Origin of the sequence: Aeoliella mucimassa (genome assembly GCF_007748035.1) — a bacterium.
GTDB lineage: Bacteria > Planctomycetota > Planctomycetia > Pirellulales > Lacipirellulaceae > Aeoliella > Aeoliella mucimassa.
Window position 1 is genome coordinate 3244548 of the sequence record NZ_CP036278.1, and the last position, 16300, is coordinate 3260847.

Consider the following 16300-nt stretch of genomic DNA (forward strand, 5'->3'; position numbering starts at 1 on the left):
TACTATCACGGCTGCCAATCGGCACCGCAACCATGGTGGGGCGACAAAGTGACTCGCCCGCAATCAATGCTCACACCGTCCGCGGGGTCCCGCCCAAGCAACAGCGCCCCGTCGAGGTCGGCACAGTCGAGCAGCGGCAGCAACTGCGCCGCGGCCGAGATGCCGATGGAGGTCTCCAGCATGCAGCCCACCATCGTGGTCGCCTCCGCCCGACGTGCTTGCCGAAGCATGCGAAGCGCCGGAGTAAGCCCACCACACTTACAGAGCTTAACATTTATCCCGTGAAAAGTCTCCAAACAAGGTTCCACATGCTCCTCGGTACAACAGCTTTCGTCGGCGATGATCGGCAAGCAGGCGTTGCGAAACACCTGCAAATGTTCTTCCCTCGTCGCAGTTGGCGGCAGCGGCTGCTCGATGAATTCGACTCCCAACGTGGCAAGCTGCTCCGCGTAGCGAAGCGTATCGTCCACGGTCCAGGCGGCGTTCGCGTCGACCCGCAGCAACTCGTCGGTATTCGCCCGCAGCAGGGCCATTACTTCCATGTCGTGTGGAGAACCGAGCTTTACCTTGTAGCACGACCAGCCAGGATGCGATTGCAAGTTCTCGAGCATGGCCTCCGGCGTGTCGATGCCGATGGTCCAACTCGACTGAACTGTGTTGTTCCACTCGAGACCTTGCATCGCGTACCAAGGCTGCTCAGCTCGCTTGGCGACCAGATCGTGACACGCCATGTCGAGCGCCGAGAGGGCGAAAACATCATGCGCGAGCGCCGAGTGCAAAGCGTTCCACAGGTCGTCGCCAGAGGTAGGCTCGATGGCTTCTACAAGACTGCGAACCGACTCGACGCTTTGCTGCAGCGACTCGATGGTATGCCCGTAGTAGGTGCTGGCTCCGACCTCGCCCAAACCTCGAACACCTTCGTGCTCCAACTCGATAACCAGCGTTGCCTGGTGAGTGGTCACGCTGTGGGCAATTCGAAACGGGGCTTTGAGCGGAAGATTCCACCGATGCACGTTCAGTTTCATCGCGTCAGCTCGAGTTTTAATTGTTCGACTGCATCAGCGAGTTTCCCTGCCCCTTGGCGAAACACATCGCAAGCCGGCAAACCCAATTCGTCCTGAACCCGCGCGACTTCGTACTCGGCGGCCTGATCGTCAAGATTCCGACAGTTGGCCGCGACGCCAATCACTTTGGCTGGGTGACGAGCGTTGGCCATCGACTCGTAAATACTAATTAAATCCCGTAAAGAATGAAGTGGAACATGCGCCAGTTCATGCACCGATCGACGCCCAGCCTCGTAGCACATGATGAGTCCCTGAGGAGCACACCCATGCAACAAGCCCAAGGTGACCCCCGAGAAACTAGGGTGCGTCAGCGAGCCCTGCCCTTCGACGAGCACAAACTCGTGTTGCTGATGACTGACGACCAACTGTTCGACCGCCCCCGACACGAAGTCGGCCACCACGCAATCGACCGGCACCCCGCGCCCGGCGATCATGATTCCCGTTTGCCCAGTGGCCAGAAAGCGGGCATCGCGCCCACGATTTTGCAGTTCGCGCTGTACTTCGAGAGAGACTACCATCTTGCCGACCGCACAGTCGTGCCCCACGGTATGCACCCGCAGGTTGCTGGCGGGAAACTCTGCACAGCTGGCAACGCTCTTGAAACGATTCCGGCGGACGTCGATCAACTTGGTGCCATGCCTTGTTGCCGTCTCCGTCAACTGAGGATCGTCGACGAGGAACTCATGCAGCCCCGAGACAATATCGACCCCATTTTCGAGGGCTTCGGTGAGCACCGGCTTCCACGACTCAGGCAGCTTGCCACCCGCGGGTGCGATGCCGATGAACATGGCATCTGCGTCGGCGATCTGCTGCGCGCTGCTCACGATCGGCACATCGCCACCGGTGCCAAACACCTGCTGAGCGGTATTGCCTGCTTCGCTACGGTCGAGCACTGCAGCGATGTGCTGTGGGCGGTAACGCAACAAGCCGGTCGCGGTTTTCGCTGCTCCCGAGCGCGAAGCTCCATCGGTAACAATCACGATTCGCTGGTATTGCAACAAATCGATCGGCGAGTCGTCCACGACCTTCGGAATGAGTCGTGCATGCAGTGGTTTATGATCGCCGATCGGCAGATCGGTACGAAGTTGGGCCATAGTCGTATTACTCCTCTTGTGCGCATGCAGCTTCTGCTACCTACTCGCACAAGTAAAAACCTACCAAGAATGCGTAGCCGCTGTAGAAACTGGCCATCGTCCAGGGAGACAACTGCCTGCCAGACTGCCCCAGGCAACTCACCAACGCTGGTGATTACCCACTGGCAAACAGTTGCCTCGAAGACGCTTGTTCAATTGAGGTGCCGTTTAGAATGCGGCCTGATCGACGATTTCCTCACCATTGATACTGCCGAGCGCGCGATAGGCGATTTCGTCGACATCGTAAGTTATGGTGACCACCGAGCCATCGCAATTTACGTACTGACACCCACCCGGGTGACTGCTTCCGAATACCGAGTACACATCGACTTGCTCGGTTTCGGAGTCGGATTGCGGTGGGTGAGTGGTCCATCGCTGGATATCGATGTCGTATCCGAGGTCCCAACCTTGATCATTGCCGGCCGTGTTCGAAGTATCGTACTCGCCGAACGGGATGTGCTTCTCGCCAAACAGGATCGTCAACGAAGTGCCATCTACGATGCGTGCCAGCCGAGTGGTGCTAAGCGCCAGAATCGGACCATTGCCCGGGTCTTTGACACCACGCCCTTGCTTGATGGCAAATGGTGTAGTGTATTCGTAGAACAGGTTCTTCATTTCGCGAATGTCAGGCATCTGGTTGCCAACTGGTGCAGGCCCTTCCCACATACCATCGGGTGGGAAGATGCTACCGCCGTTGGCCGCGTAGTCGTTGCGGCCAACATACTCAGGGCGGGTGACGTTGAAGTAGGCGCTCGAGTGAATATAGGGATACACACTTGCTCCCCGACGCGATGGACAAACAAACTCTGGCACCGGTGTCGATACTCGCTGGCCGCTGAAATTCAACTGCTCGGTCGAAATCACCTTAGCATTGCCGTCGGAACCCAAATTGCGAAGGGTACCGCTTTCGAGATACTCCAACACGTTGAAGTACCAGCCGCCTGGTTGCTCTATGCCATATCCCGCGTCAGGATCTCCCGCCCACCGCCAGCCCCAACCACCGGTAGGCAAATAGCCGTGCGACGACTCGTGGTTCAAAGCCGCTAGACCAAACTGCTTGAGTTGATTGATGCACTGAGTTCGTCGAGCGGCCTCTCGTGCGGCTTGCACGGCCGGCAGAATAAGTGCAACGAGAATGCCAATGATGGCGATCACCACCAGCAACTCTACCAGTGTGAATCCTGGTTTCACTTTCGTTTGATAGGAATACTGTTTTAACACCTTCCTGCTCCTCCAATCGCATGTCACTTGATAAGACGTTCTGGCTCGTTGAACTAATCGATCTGCAGGTAACCATTCCTACTCGATCGACACGACTTGCCTACACTCGGCAGCGTACTTGTTGCGCGAAACCGACAAGCATTAGCACGGCCAGTCCTAGAGTTGAGGGTTCCGGAACCGTGGTTGCTGCTAACGAACCAGTCAGCGAGACCTTCCCCCCTATGTATCGTTCGCCGTTGATCTGGTACGTAAAAACCAAATCGTCGGTACCCGATGTGTCGAACGCTTGGCCCAGCGTGATTGATCCACCCGCTGCTACCGTGGTTTCACCGAGGAGGAAGTACTCACTGACCTCACTGCTGCTCGGGTTGCTGCCGATCTCCCATCCAGATCCATCGCTAGTACCGGTGGAAACGCCTGGGAGTGATTGCTCGGCGATCGGCAACCATCCGTTGCCGGTGCCACCAGATGTGCCAAAATTCGCCTTCCAGGTGTCGTACTGGTCCATCCCAATCACACCGTTGTGGGGGTCATTCGGTAAAGCACCCGCATCGGCGCCTAGGTTGTCGCGCCATACCGTGTAGTCGGCGAGATTGACTTCGCCATCAGCGTTGTAGTCGCCAGCCGCACCGCCCAGATTGATGGAAGCAGATTCACTAACCAAGGAGTAAGAGTCTATGGTAAGTTCCATGTTGTTTGGATTCACGACAGTTGCGGTTCCGTTAACGGGGTCGACCTGCAACTGCAGCGGCTTGGCAAACGCCTCGTCGGCGTTATCGGTGATAACCAAGTTGTCGGTTGCAAAACTCGTAGAACCTGCAATGCGGACTGCCTTCCACGAATTAAGAATCGGACTATTTTCAATCGTCAATGAAGCAGAAGGATTCTCGATATCATCATTGTCCACCCACAGACTGTATATATCTTGGAAAGGTTCATTGCCATCGTCGTCGAAATCGATACCAACAACCATGCGATGCATCGTTCCCTCGGGAAGAGCCGAGACCGAACTCATTAGTAGATCACCTTGATTCAGGCTAATGCCCAGGTTCGATTGCCCAAACGGCTGACCAATAAACAGCGTCTCAGCTCCATATCCTTGTCCAGTTAAATCATCTTCTTCGAAAAATGCCAAACCTCCCCAACCATCAAGGGTGGTGACCTCCATATCGAATGCGATATAAACTTGCCCGCTATCGAAAGGATCGATCGGAGTTTCTGTGATTCGAAATGCGTCGTAGCCAGGTGTCGAGAGCGAAGTATCGTCTTCCACGATATTCCAGATATCTCCAGCTCGCCAACCACTGCCCGAACCTTCGTAGGTGAAGGAGTCCTTCACGTAGGTTTCGGCTTGGGTCGAAATCGCAAGGCCAAACGTGAAGCACAAAGCTAGCAGCAACACTCGCACACGACTCCGACGCGCGGCAACGCCGATTGCGAGAAGAGATCCTAACAACACCACCGAAGAGGGCTCGGGAACCGCCACCCCTGCCAGCATGGCATCAAAGGCCCCCAGCCCGTTTGCTTCGTCATACGCATTTTGGAAGAGTCGGAAATCTTCGAGATCATGATCGAGATCACCATCCATATCGCCGACCCGATACGCCTGCCCGAAGCTCAGGCCGGCAGTCGCGTTTTGTCCCGACTTGAAAGCGGTCCAGTCGTCGACGTCGACAACGCCGTCGCCGCTGAGGTCGGCCAGTTCACGAGAGCCGGTGAAAGTGACAATGCCCAAGATTTCCTTGACTTGCCCACCGTCGTTAACCATCAACGAGATTTCGACGTCTTCAAAAGGCGACGGAATCCAGGCGTTGCCGAGGTCGATGGTCGAACCGCCAAGGCTTGCGCCGTCTACTGCATTGGGAGGAACAGTCATCTCGACGAGTCCTCCAATCGAATTGGACATGACTTGCCAGTTTGTGTCGTCTACCGAACCATCCCCGGCGGCGTCGTAATTGCCAGCAATCGGAGTCCATCCCACAGGATCGAGCGAACCCGAGGAAGAAGTCATCGTGTAACCAACCACGTTCGCTTGGGTCGACGAACTGGCTATGGTCACCGTGCCAGTGGTGCGATCGACCTCGACATCCACCGTGGAGGTCAACCCAACGTCTGTCGGCAACGTAGCGATCACCAGATTGTCGGCCGCGTTCAGCACTCCATCATCGGGATTCGAACGAAACGCGGTGCGGACCCAAGGAGCGTCGATCGGAGAGTCGGCAAGAGGTACCACGAACTCGTCAGTTGGCGAGCTAAAGTCGTAATTGCCAGGACCCCACAGGCGATACTTCGCTTGATTGTTGCGAAGGGCCTTGTTGACTAACTCCACTCGAACTGTGGAAGCCCGAGTTGGGTGAATTGATTGATGATTTTACAGCGCAAGCGGGCTTCCGTTTGTTGGTTTTCGAATACTCGGTTTTTGAGATGGCTCCCAAAGCTTTGTTTCACTCGGTACATGGTCGTTTCCGCCAAGCTTCTACGATGATAGCCCACTTCCTCTTTCCAACTCCTACGCCCCTTGCGTCGAATCTGACGAATTGCCTCGTCCCGGGGCAAAGGCTCCTCCGCAGAGTTGCCATGTTGTTTGATCTTGGCGTTGTGCTGCGGCGGAATCACCGGCTCAATGCCTTCGGATTCCAGCCCTTCATAAACCTTCCACTTGTCGTAACTACCGTCGCCGTGAAACTTTTTTACGGGCTGCTCCACCTGCTCCAGCATTTCGGGAACCGCATCGGCATCGTGGCAACTGTTCTCGGTCAAAATCTCCGCCACAATCTCGCGGGTGTCAGGATTCACCGACAAATGCAGCTTCCGCCATGTCCGCCGCTTCGACTTGCCATGCGTCCGCATCTTCCATTCGCCCTCGCCAAACACTTTCATGCCGGTGCTATCCACCACGATATCGATGTCGCCCCTCTTGTTAGCGATATCGAGCGAAACATTCAGCTTGCTGGCTCGCTTGGCGAGCGAAGAATAATTGGGAATCGCTGCCTCGACGCCCAACATCGCCACCAGCGAGCGGCCGAATCCCTCAGTCTGCCGATAGGGAAGTTTCAGCAGTTCGCGAATCGTCAGCAAGCACTCGATCGCCGTATCGCTGAAGACAAAAGGGCGACCGACTTTTGTCTGGTCGTTAGGATGTTCCCAGTTCTCCAACGCCTCGTCGCTAAACCAAATAGTGATGTTTCCACGCTCGATGAGCGACTTGTTATACTCCTTCCAGTTCGTGACTTTGTAGGTTCGTTTTTCTTTCGTAGCCATGTTCGATCTCCGTAAAAAAGGTACGTGGTTCCATTCCACGTTAGTTTTTACGGAGGTTTGTGACTAATTGTTCAACAAGGCCGTTGCGAAGTGTGATCTCAAGAATCGAGGATTGAAGTGTCCCGTCCAAATCAACTCCCGTATGCAGCACATTATAAGGAGCCATTCTCGAAGGATCCTCCGCAACGTTCGAAGCATTGGTCGCTACACCAAGATCGCTCAGCCCGTTTTCTCCACCCCATGGATTGCCATAGAAAATGGCTTCGCCCCAATCGGCTTCCCACACGGTGAATCCCCCCCAGTAGGTACCATCGCCAGGAGTAATTTGGGTGAAGTCGAGGGCCATGTAGATTTGGCCAATCGCGTTCACATCGATCGGCTCGGCAAACTCACGCACGCCGCTGTCGACGAACTCAAGCACCCCCGCTTCGAGGCTCGAAAGGTTGCCCCAGGCGGAATTCTCGGCCCAGCCGACGCCGGATCCGATCGAACTGAAGTTATCGGATACAAGAATCTCGGCTCTTGCCAATCCCGACCCAAGAGAGATCAATGCCACGGCACTGGCCAGACACCAACGAAGCGATTGCTGACGTTTCTTACAAATCATGGAACTGCCCTTCTGAATACCTAACCACCACCACACAACTCGCATGCGATGCGTCATTAGAAGTGACTTAGCTATTGATTGTTCGTATCCACCTGCACTAAGTGGGTACGTTTCGAGTCATCGCGTCTTACGGGACGGAAGCACCCGCATCGCAAGTTGTCTAGCAACTTGCAATGTCCTAAGAGACATGAGACTCAACGATGGATGATCACCTTGCGACAATAACGCCTGTCGCTCCTCCCGTGAGGAAGAGTTGAAAGATGAATGGATAGGAATGACACCCAAGCAGTGATTGTTCGCTCGTAGAGCGGAACTGTATCACCCCACTAACAGTCGCGAAGACTGCCACTACTTCCAAGATAGCCACAGGTAAAATCGATGCAATGCGTTCCAACGCACACCCTGTGTCTTTTTGCGCACCGACTAGCGACCGATGCGTAGGTCGCTCGGATTCACCCCGAATTGATGCCGAAACACTCGTGATAAATAGGGTCCACTGGAGAAGCCACACTGATCGGCGATGCTGGCGATGCTTAGCGTTGTCGATAGTAAAAGCTGTCTTGCTTTCTCGAGTCGCATACGGCGAATCTCCCGCGCGGGAGTTCTACCAAGTGCTTGTTGAAAACGCTGCTCTAAGGATCTTCGTGATATATGAACCATGCGGACAAGCTTGTGCACTTCCACCTGATCGGGCGGGAGTTGCCAAATCAACTTTACGCATTCCGATACGACCGGATCATTGATCGACATCATATCGGTAGAACGCCGAAGTCGAATGCTTAATGGCTTGATATAGCGAGTCTTCCGCGGCGTCTTACCTGAGTTCATGATCCGGGTGAGGAGCTTTGCCGATTCGAGACCAATTCGATGATACGCCAACTCGATGCTCGAGATCTCTGGCGTAACCGACTGGCAGAGCAAGTCGTCTTCGTCGCCCGAAAGTACAGCAACTTCGCCAGGAACATCGATGCCCTTCCAACTACAAACTTCCACCAACTGCCGTGCTGGATAAGGATCGGCCGCAAACACCCCCACAGGCTTTGGTAACGACTCTAACCAACTCGCAACACGATCACGATCATCCAACCACTTTGTTCTTGAAGAGTTCCTGCGCGGAGCATACCGATGACATTCAAATCCAGCCTCGGCCAGAATGCGACACCACTCTCCCTCGCGGCTAGCGCTATAGCGACCAATCTGAGGGGCGTAGCTCGCAAAGTTCTCCAACAACCGGCTTCGGAAATGCTCCATCGCCATCTTGGCCCGCGCGGTGTCGTCGGTCGCAACGTGACCAGCCCAGGGCTCGTCGAGAAACATACCCGACACATTCACTGTCGGAATGCTGGCTTGCTTCACATGTGCAAGCATCGATTGTTCGCGCATCGAAACAATCATGCCATCGAGTTGCGAGCCTTTGGGCAAGCGGAGCCGGCCTTGCGAGTCGCGCGGAGCGATGAGCAATTGCCAAGAGACGCCTACCGCGTAGCGAGCCACTGCTTCGACAATCCCGCGCCCCCAGGAGTCGTCGATATCAACCAGCACCGCAATCTGCACGACGTGAGAATTCTTCTTGTCCAACATGAACTACGGCTCGTCACACGCCTGAAATTGCCAACGCATGGGAGGGAGAAAGGCAAATCTGGTGAGTGACTCCAAGCTGCCGACAGATGCCTCTACGGAACACGCCTGTAGTGCCCGTAATACTGCAGCGTAATTCGGGACAGAAGCGGCCGCAAGTCGCTTGGAATACTTGCGATTTGCCGCGTCGGCAGCTATATGTAGAGGGTTATGTCAGCCCCGATTTGCAGGTGATTCGGACGACACCTCGGCAGGCTAACCCGATTGACCTTCCCCCCACCTACGCCAGCTTAGCGATGCCCATTGATCCGTCGAAAACGGTTTACTACCGCCGAGGACGTTTTACGACGCGACTCCCCAAAGAGTATTTTTTTACTCCATCGCATTATTGGATCGAACAAACCGGCGATGATACCTTTCGGGTTGGCTTAACCCGTTTTGCTACTAGGATGTTAGGAGATTTTGTCGAGATTCATTTCGACACGCATCCTGAAGACAAAATTGAGGAAGGACAGACCATCGGCTGGGTTGAGGGGTTTAAGGCTTTAGCAGACATCTACTGTATCGCTTCAGGAACCTTCGTCGGTCGCAATCCATCAATCGATAGTGATCCTCAGCAAGTGGACAACGATCCGTACGACCGTGGTTGGCTGTTTTCCTATAATGGGAGCATGCCTGGCACAGTGCTGACGACCGATGAATATATTGCATTGCTAGACTCCACCATCGATAAAATGCTCGCCGAGCAACAGCAGCAAGAGGATAAATCATGCTAAAAGCCCGCTATACAATGATCGGCGGATTCTTGGGTGCCGGCAAAACCACTGCCATCCTGGCGATCGCAAAACGTCTTACTGACCAAGGTTTACGCGTAGGACTCATTTCCAATGATCAAAGCGTAGGTCTCGTCGATACGACGATGTTTGGTGCGCAAGGATTGGCCACCGAGGAAATAAGCGGTGGGTGCTTCTGCTGCAAGTTTGATTCGTTGGTGCAGGCATCCGAACGTCTGACGGCCGACGCCAGCCCCAATGTGTTTCTCGCCGAACCAGTGGGCAGCTGCACCGACTTGCAAGCCACGGTTGGCTACCCACTTCGCAAGCTCTATGGAGAACACTTTAACGTTTCGCCGCTGAGTGTATTGGTCGATCCGATACGTGCCCAGCGCATTCTCGGCTTGCTCGAAGGCAAGTCGTTCTCGCCAAAAGTATCGTACATCTATTGCAAGCAACTCGAAGAAGCCGATTTGATAGTGATCAACAAGTGCGATCTGCTAGAAGAATCAGATCTAGATGAATTGCAGCGTGAACTCGAGCAGCGATTTCCGCAGTCCGAAGTCTTACGCATCTCGGCGCGACATGGCGATGGATTGGACCAGTGGATGGACCGCATGGAGCAGGAAGGCCCTGCAACGCGAAAGATCATGGATGTCGACTACGATATCTATGCCGAAGGGGAAGCCTTGCTTGGTTGGGTAAACGTTTCAGCGACCCTCACCGGTGACGATCTCGATGGAAATGCGTTGTTGCATGAGCTACTCACGTCGATCAACCAACAGCTTAACGAGCAATCGATCGAAGTAGCCCACCTGAAGGCCACGCTCGCCCCCTCAGAAGGGCTGGATCTGGCAGTGGCGAACGTGGTGCGACAAGCCTCGGAGGTGGAATTGGCCTACGAATTGAACGCTCCCATTGCGGCCGGCCAGCTGCTGGTGAATCTGCGGGCTGAGGGAGACCCGCAGGATCTTAAGTCGATCGTGGAGGACGAGCTGCAAAAAGTGTCCAGCAAGTTTTCGGCAAACTCGGAAATCCGCCATGCCGAAGCCTTCCGCCCTGCCCCGCCCCAGCCGACGCATCGGGTTACTTGTGCCGACTAACGTGGTGTAGCCTACCGAAATGCGAACATTATCATCTCCCGGGAAGTTCAACTAGACTTCCGCGGCGGGTACACTGGTGATTTGCCGCCCATCACCGTGCTTCATTAGATATTTCACGAGTTGCTATGTCGTCGCCCCCCATTCTCTACTGTCGCTGTGCCTATGCCAAAGTGGTACCAAAAGAGGTCAAAGATGGCGTGCTCGAGCAATTGGTAGAGTCGGGCGTGGCGTTCGAATCGGTCGCCGACTTGTGCAATATGTCGGCCAAACGCGATCCGACCCTCGCGTGCTACGCTCAACAACCTGGCTTGAAGATTGCCGCCTGCTACCCTCGAGCGGTGAAATGGTTGTTCGCTGCTGCTGGGTCTCCGCTCACTGAGGAGAATGTCGAAATCGTGAATATGCGAACTCTCAATGCCGATGAGTCATGTGCCCAACTACTCGGTGAGCCCTCTGGCGAAGCAGACAATACTACCCAGGAGACCGAATGATGAGTGCCACCGTCCAGAGAGTCGTCCTCTACGAAGGCCAGGCGAGCGAGCCATTTCAAAAGGGAGCCCGGCTCGAGCTACTCACTGCGTTGCTCGATCGCGGGTATTCGGTGAGCTGTGTGCAGACCGACGACGATTTTCGCGGCCAAGGTCATCAAAATCTCGTTGTTCTTGGGCAGTTTAACGGCCCAATTCCTACGATCACTCCGCAAGACACCAAAGAAGCAAACCTGCACGTACGCGATATCGCAGGGCTCGATTCCGACCAGGTGCTAGGAGTGGTGGAAGACGCCTGCCAGACCACCGGCGGCGTCGGTTCCGAGGGCTGGAAGCCTTGGTTCCCGGTCATCGATTACGATCGTTGCACCAACTGCATGCAGTGTTTGAGTTTTTGCCTGTTCGATGTGTACGGGGCCACCGAAGAAGGCAAGATCACCGTCCGCAACGAAACGAACTGTAAGACCGATTGCCCTGCGTGTTCGCGGGTTTGCCCGGAAGTGGCCATTCTGTTCCCCAAGTACAAAGCGGGACCGATCAATGGCGACGAAGTGAATACCGACGATGTCCGCCGTGAGGCGATGAAGGTCGATATCTCGTCGCTGCTTGGCGGAGATATCTACTCCATGCTTCGCGACCGCAATGCGAAAGCGAAGTCGCGGTTCTCCAAGGAACGCGACGACGAACGGGCGCTCAAGGAACGGCAGCGGTGCCTGAAGAAGCTACAAGCTGGCATGGGCGATCTGGACATTCCGGCCGAAGCCCTGACCAATCTACCGAGTGCCGACGAAATCCGGTTGAAAGCCGAACAGTCGAAGAAGATTGCCCAGGAAGCACTCGAAAGACAGAAAAAAGACCTTTAGGTCACAATTGGTCGCAAAATTCCCCACCAAGGCGGGATTTTGAGGGTCTAACCCGCGAGATCCGTGGATTTTTACGTAACCAGCAAGCCCCAGATCGGTTAAACTAGAAGGCCTATCCACGATCGCCCGAGGCCTTTGTGAGTTCGACATCTCAGTCGCGATGTCGGTCCTGCAGAGGCCTCTTCATTCGTAGCTACCGTAAGTTCCTACCAATTCGACTCGCCTGCGGCTTGCCAGACGCTTGCCCCCTGCAATAAAGGGTTAGACTCTGCTGGCCCGAATGTCTCTCCCCGCCCCGCTCCTGCCCTTCGCCGATTTCACGTATGCTCGCCCGACTTGCTACCCGGATGCTGATGGAAACCGATAAGCGACTGCTTTGGAAGTTCGCTTATAACTTCGGTTACAAAGGCATGCGATCGGTTCAGAAATACAAACAGCGGCTGAAAAAGGGAGTGCACTTTCCCCCTTTTCTCTTCATCTCAATCATTAACTCTTGCCAACTCCGTTGCCAGGGTTGCTGGGTCGATGTATCGTCGCCCAGGCAAATGCTGAGCCTTGAGGAACTCGATCGCCTGGTAACTGACTCCAAAAAGCACGGCAATAGCTTCTTTGGCTTGCTCGGCGGCGAGCCGTTCATGCATCCACAGATGCTCGAGCTGCTGGCCAGGCATCCAGACTGCTACTTTCAGATCTTCACCAACGGCCAATTGATCACCGACGAAGTCGCGGCAAAGCTGCGCAAGCTTGGCAACGCAACCCCGCTGATCAGCATCGAAGGCTCTGAGGTCGTTAGCGACGAGCGTCGCGGAGGCCAGGAAGTTTTCAATAAGACCGTTGCCGGTCTGAAGAACTGCATCAAGCACCGACTCATCGTTGGTGTCACTAGCAGTATCTGCCAAACCAACTACGATCTGGTTAGCGAGCAATGGCTGAAGCAACTCATCGACCTCGGCGTGCACTACGTATGGTTTAACACGTATCGAGTGGTTGGTCCCGAGCCGGCTCCGCATCTCGCCTTGCGGCCTGAACAAGTTCTGGAGTTGCGCCGGTTTATCGTCAACATGCGGACTCGGATGCCGATCGGCATCGTCGAGCCCTACTGGGACGATCGCGGCCAGGCACTTTGCCCCATGTCGACAGGTGTGAGTCATCACATTGGTCCCTCCGGTTCGATCGAACCTTGCCCGATCATTCAGTTCTCCAAGGAGAACATTCGCGACAGCGACAGTATCTACGATCTGATGACCAACTCGCAGTTCCTGAAGGACTTTCGCGAGTTGTCGGCCGAGGCCACGCGAGGCTGCGTGGTGCTCGAACGACCTGATCTTGTGAAAGATATTGTCATCGAGCATTCCGCCAGCGATACCACGCAGCGCCAAACGGCCATGGCGGAGTTAGACAAGCTGGCTCCTAGCAGCAGTCAACACAATCCAGAAACACAAATCCCAGAGAAACACTGGCTCTATCGCTTTGCGAAAAAGCACTGGTATTTCGGATTTGGAGCCTACACGTAACGCTCGCCCCCTACGATTTCGTACGCTTGAATCATCGACAACCAGAAATGCGAATTGCCGGTTCCTGCGTCGTCTAAATACAATGAATGCTTGGTGCATCGCTCGGAGTACACCATGGAATTACCCGTAATAAGCTTGCCGCGTGCGGTTCCTCTGCAACGTGAACGCAAGCCGAAAGAGAACATCCCGCAAACTCGCGGTGAGCGCGAGCAGATACGTAGTCGGCTGCGCGCCTACGTAGAGGAAGTCGGTGCGGTTCCTCCGCTAAGTATGACCGAACTCCGGGGCATTGCCGAGCAGTTTGTGGAACGGGAAGGCTTGGACACCATCTACACCGACTACGTCGGTGTGCTGCTCAACAGCGAAGTCTGGCGCGATCATCTGGCGACCATCCCGTTCGAACGCCGGCTACTGCTGCTCCCCAAGTGTCTGCGAATTGAAGACCAGTGCCCCGCTCCGTTCGACGAGTTCGGCCTGCTCTGCAAGCAATGCGGACTTTGTTCGATTCAAGACCTGCAGGAAGAAGCCGAGCGGCTTGGTTACGCTGTGTTGGTGGCCGAAGGTTCGGCCCTGGTGATGGCGATTATCGAAACCGGAAAAATCGACGCCATCGTAGGTGTTAGCTGCTTGTCGGTGCTCGAACGTTCGTTCCCGTACATGGAAGCGGCCGCAATTCCCGGCATCGCCATTCCCCTGCTGCAAGACGACTGTGTCGATGTCACCGTGGACCTCGACTGGGTGTGGGAAGTACTGCACTTGACCAGCGACGATCGCACGCATCGCTTGAACCTTGATGGCCTCCGTGAAGAAGTGAAGGGGTGGTTCGATTCAGCGATGCTTGAGCATCTCATGGGGCCTGCAGCGAGCGAAACCGAAGTACAAGCCCGCGAGTGGCTGGCGAAGGATGGCAAACGCTGGCGCCCATTCCTGACTGCTTGTGTATGGAAAGCTGCGCAGGAAGATCACGATGTCGAGATCCCCGATTCGGTAAAGAAGGCAGCCATCGCCGTGGAATGCTTCCACAAAGCATCGCTGGCCCACGACGACATCGAAGACAACGACGACTATCGCTACGGCGAAGCGACTCTGCACAAGCAGCATGGCGTGCCGGTTGCGCTGAACTTGGGCGACCTTTTGCTCGGTGATGGATATCGACTGATACTCGAGTGCGACGCGCCCGCTGAAGCACGTCTGGCCATGACCCAGGCGGCAGCCTCTGGCCATCGCACGCTGAGTCTCGGCCAAGGTGCGGAACTCAACTGGACCCTGGCCCCCTCGCCCTTGAGCCTGACTCAGGTGCTCGACATTTTCCGCAAGAAAACGTCGCCAGCGTTCGAAGTTGCCCTGCAACTGGGAGCTTCGCTTGTTGGTGCAACCAGCGAGGAGATGCAAATCATCACTCGCTATAGCGAAGCCCTCGGTATCGCCTATCAGATTCGCGACGATGTCGAAGACCTGACCGACGCCGATTCGCCAAACGATCTGCTGGCGATGCGTCCTTCGCTTCCCTTGGCTATTCTCCACGAACGCACCAAGGCGAAACCCGAACAGCGAGCCCTTGTCGAAAAAGCCTGGCGGCGAGAGTGCACGCCCGAAGAGATCGCAACCATCAAGGAATTGATGGAAGAGTTCGAAGTAGAAACCCGCTGCCGAGTACTGCAAGAGTCGTACAAGGAAGAAGCGGTGCAATGCCTGAAGGACCTGAAGAGCGCCAGCCTAAAAGGGCTGCTGCGGCGCGTCGTTAGCAAGATTTTCTCCATCGAAGTGAAGGACTGGTGCAGTGAGTTTGAGGCTCGAAATGCTGCAAGTAGCGAGACTAGCCCCCAATCAACTGGGGGAAGCAACGCCGCTGGTTGAGAACTTCTATTGGAGCCAACTGAACGACGATGGTGGATTCGCCGACCGCGACGGCAAGAGCGACCTCTACTACACCGCCTTTGGCCTGCAAGGTCTTGCGGCTTTGCAGTGCGAGGTTCCCGTCGAGAAAGTCCGGCATTATCTCTCGTCATTCGCTGACGGCGAGGGACTCGATTGCGTGCACACCGCCTGCTTGGCTCGCTGCTGGGCGTCGGTCGCTCCTGGTCAAGTCGATCCTACGTTAACCAGCAAGTTGCTGAGCGAAATCGAAGCTTACCGCACCCCAGATGGCGGTTACCATATCGATCGTGATTCCGAACATGGCGACATCTATGGTTGCTTTCTTGCTCTGGGGGCCTACCAAGACCTTGGCCAAACGCCCCCCAATCCATCAGGTATTGTTCAGTGCGTGCAAGCTTTGCGTACCGAGGATGGTGGCTACTCCAATGGCTACGGGCTGACGATGGGGCTCACTCCTCCCACCGCTGCCGCGGAAACACTGCTTCGCCACTTGGCACCGAGCGCACAGCACGCCGACGCGGAGCATGAACTCTGGCTGCTGAGACGACTGCACCCCGATGGTGGATTCTACGCACTCGACGAGGCTCCGCTGCCCGATCTGCTATCCACCGCAACCGCGATCCACGCCTTGGCTGGTATGAAGTCGCCAATCGAACCATTGCAGGACGCCTGCCTAGACTTCCTCGACACTTTGTGGACTGCTCAAGGTGGTTTCTATGGAACTTGGGAAGACGACACCTTAGACTGCGAGTACACCTACTATGGGTTGCTTGCCTTGGGACATCTGAGCCTGTAACACCTCACCCCGCTGCACCCA

15 protein-coding genes are annotated in these 16300 nt (G+C 55.4%); 7 read left to right on the plus strand and 8 right to left on the minus strand.

What is annotated here, in order from left to right; all coding sequences use genetic code 11:
- Positions 1 to 5 precede the first annotated feature (5 nt).
- From Pan181_RS13055 to Pan181_RS13085, 7 genes are all read right to left on the minus strand, one after another.
- Positions 6 to 1025, minus strand: a complete 1020-nt coding sequence (locus tag Pan181_RS13055; protein ID WP_145247254.1) for a dipeptide epimerase — start codon at positions 1023 to 1025, stop codon at positions 6 to 8.
- Entirely contained in the window at positions 1022 to 2158 is a 1137-nt protein-coding gene (locus Pan181_RS13060) for a DUF1611 domain-containing protein (RefSeq protein WP_145247255.1), read from the minus strand. Before Pan181_RS13060 ends, Pan181_RS13055 begins: the two co-directional genes overlap by 4 nt.
- A 207-nt stretch (positions 2159 to 2365) precedes the next feature.
- A complete protein-coding gene (locus tag Pan181_RS13065) occupies positions 2366 to 3418 on the minus strand; it encodes a DUF1559 family PulG-like putative transporter (protein ID WP_197529275.1) in 1053 nt (350 codons plus the stop codon).
- Between the two features lie 100 nt (positions 3419 to 3518).
- Positions 3519 to 5747, minus strand: a complete 2229-nt coding sequence (locus Pan181_RS13070) for a PEP-CTERM sorting domain-containing protein (RefSeq protein WP_145247257.1) — start codon at positions 5745 to 5747, stop codon at positions 3519 to 3521.
- The gene (locus Pan181_RS13075) at positions 5738 to 6679 is read right to left on the minus strand and encodes an IS5 family transposase (protein ID WP_145244898.1); all 942 of its coding nucleotides are present in this window, start codon (positions 6677 to 6679) and stop codon (positions 5738 to 5740) included. Before Pan181_RS13075 ends, Pan181_RS13070 begins: the two co-directional genes overlap by 10 nt.
- A 40-nt stretch (positions 6680 to 6719) precedes the next feature.
- The gene (locus Pan181_RS13080; RefSeq protein WP_145247258.1) at positions 6720 to 7286 is read right to left on the minus strand and encodes a hypothetical protein; all 567 of its coding nucleotides are present in this window, start codon (positions 7284 to 7286) and stop codon (positions 6720 to 6722) included.
- Between the two features lie 423 nt (positions 7287 to 7709).
- Positions 7710 to 8867, minus strand: coding sequence for an AraC family transcriptional regulator (locus tag Pan181_RS13085; protein WP_145247259.1), 1158 nt, complete (start codon positions 8865 to 8867; stop codon positions 7710 to 7712).
- Positions 8868 to 9160: 293 nt separating this feature from the next.
- Here Pan181_RS13085 and Pan181_RS13090 point away from each other — a divergent pair, with 293 nt between their 5' ends.
- The 5 genes from Pan181_RS13090 (at position 9161) to Pan181_RS13110 (ending at position 13605) form a co-directional block, all read left to right on the plus strand.
- Complete coding sequence (locus Pan181_RS13090) at positions 9161 to 9640, plus strand: glycine cleavage system protein H (RefSeq protein WP_231943833.1); 480 nt, start codon at positions 9161 to 9163, stop codon at positions 9638 to 9640.
- Positions 9634 to 10740, plus strand: coding sequence for a GTP-binding protein (locus tag Pan181_RS13095; RefSeq protein WP_197529231.1), 1107 nt, complete (start codon positions 9634 to 9636; stop codon positions 10738 to 10740). Before Pan181_RS13090 ends, Pan181_RS13095 begins: the two co-directional genes overlap by 7 nt.
- A 125-nt stretch (positions 10741 to 10865) precedes the next feature.
- Positions 10866 to 11231, plus strand: a complete 366-nt coding sequence (locus Pan181_RS13100) for a hypothetical protein (RefSeq protein ID WP_197529232.1) — start codon at positions 10866 to 10868, stop codon at positions 11229 to 11231.
- Positions 11228 to 12091 (plus strand): ATP-binding protein, encoded by an 864-nt coding sequence (locus Pan181_RS13105; RefSeq protein ID WP_145247261.1) that lies wholly within the window; start codon positions 11228 to 11230, stop codon positions 12089 to 12091. The genes Pan181_RS13100 and Pan181_RS13105 overlap by 4 nt, the downstream gene beginning before the upstream one ends.
- A gap of 323 nt (positions 12092 to 12414) precedes the next feature.
- Positions 12415 to 13605 (plus strand): radical SAM protein, encoded by a 1191-nt coding sequence (locus Pan181_RS13110; RefSeq protein ID WP_145247262.1) that lies wholly within the window; start codon positions 12415 to 12417, stop codon positions 13603 to 13605.
- Here the strand turns inward: Pan181_RS13110 and Pan181_RS26790 are convergent.
- A complete protein-coding gene (locus tag Pan181_RS26790; protein ID WP_261342253.1) occupies positions 13596 to 13721 on the minus strand; it encodes a hypothetical protein in 126 nt (41 codons plus the stop codon). The genes Pan181_RS13110 and Pan181_RS26790 overlap by 10 nt on opposite strands.
- On the opposite strand from Pan181_RS26790, the gene Pan181_RS13115 reads away from it, so the two are divergent.
- Both Pan181_RS13115 and Pan181_RS13120 read left to right on the plus strand, forming a co-directional pair.
- The gene (locus Pan181_RS13115) at positions 13720 to 15462 is read left to right on the plus strand and encodes a polyprenyl synthetase family protein (protein WP_145247263.1); all 1743 of its coding nucleotides are present in this window, start codon (positions 13720 to 13722) and stop codon (positions 15460 to 15462) included. The genes Pan181_RS26790 and Pan181_RS13115 overlap by 2 nt on opposite strands.
- The gene (locus Pan181_RS13120) at positions 15404 to 16279 is read left to right on the plus strand and encodes a prenyltransferase/squalene oxidase repeat-containing protein (RefSeq protein ID WP_145247264.1); all 876 of its coding nucleotides are present in this window, start codon (positions 15404 to 15406) and stop codon (positions 16277 to 16279) included. Before Pan181_RS13115 ends, Pan181_RS13120 begins: the two co-directional genes overlap by 59 nt.
- The last annotated feature ends 21 nt before the right edge of the window (positions 16280 to 16300 follow it).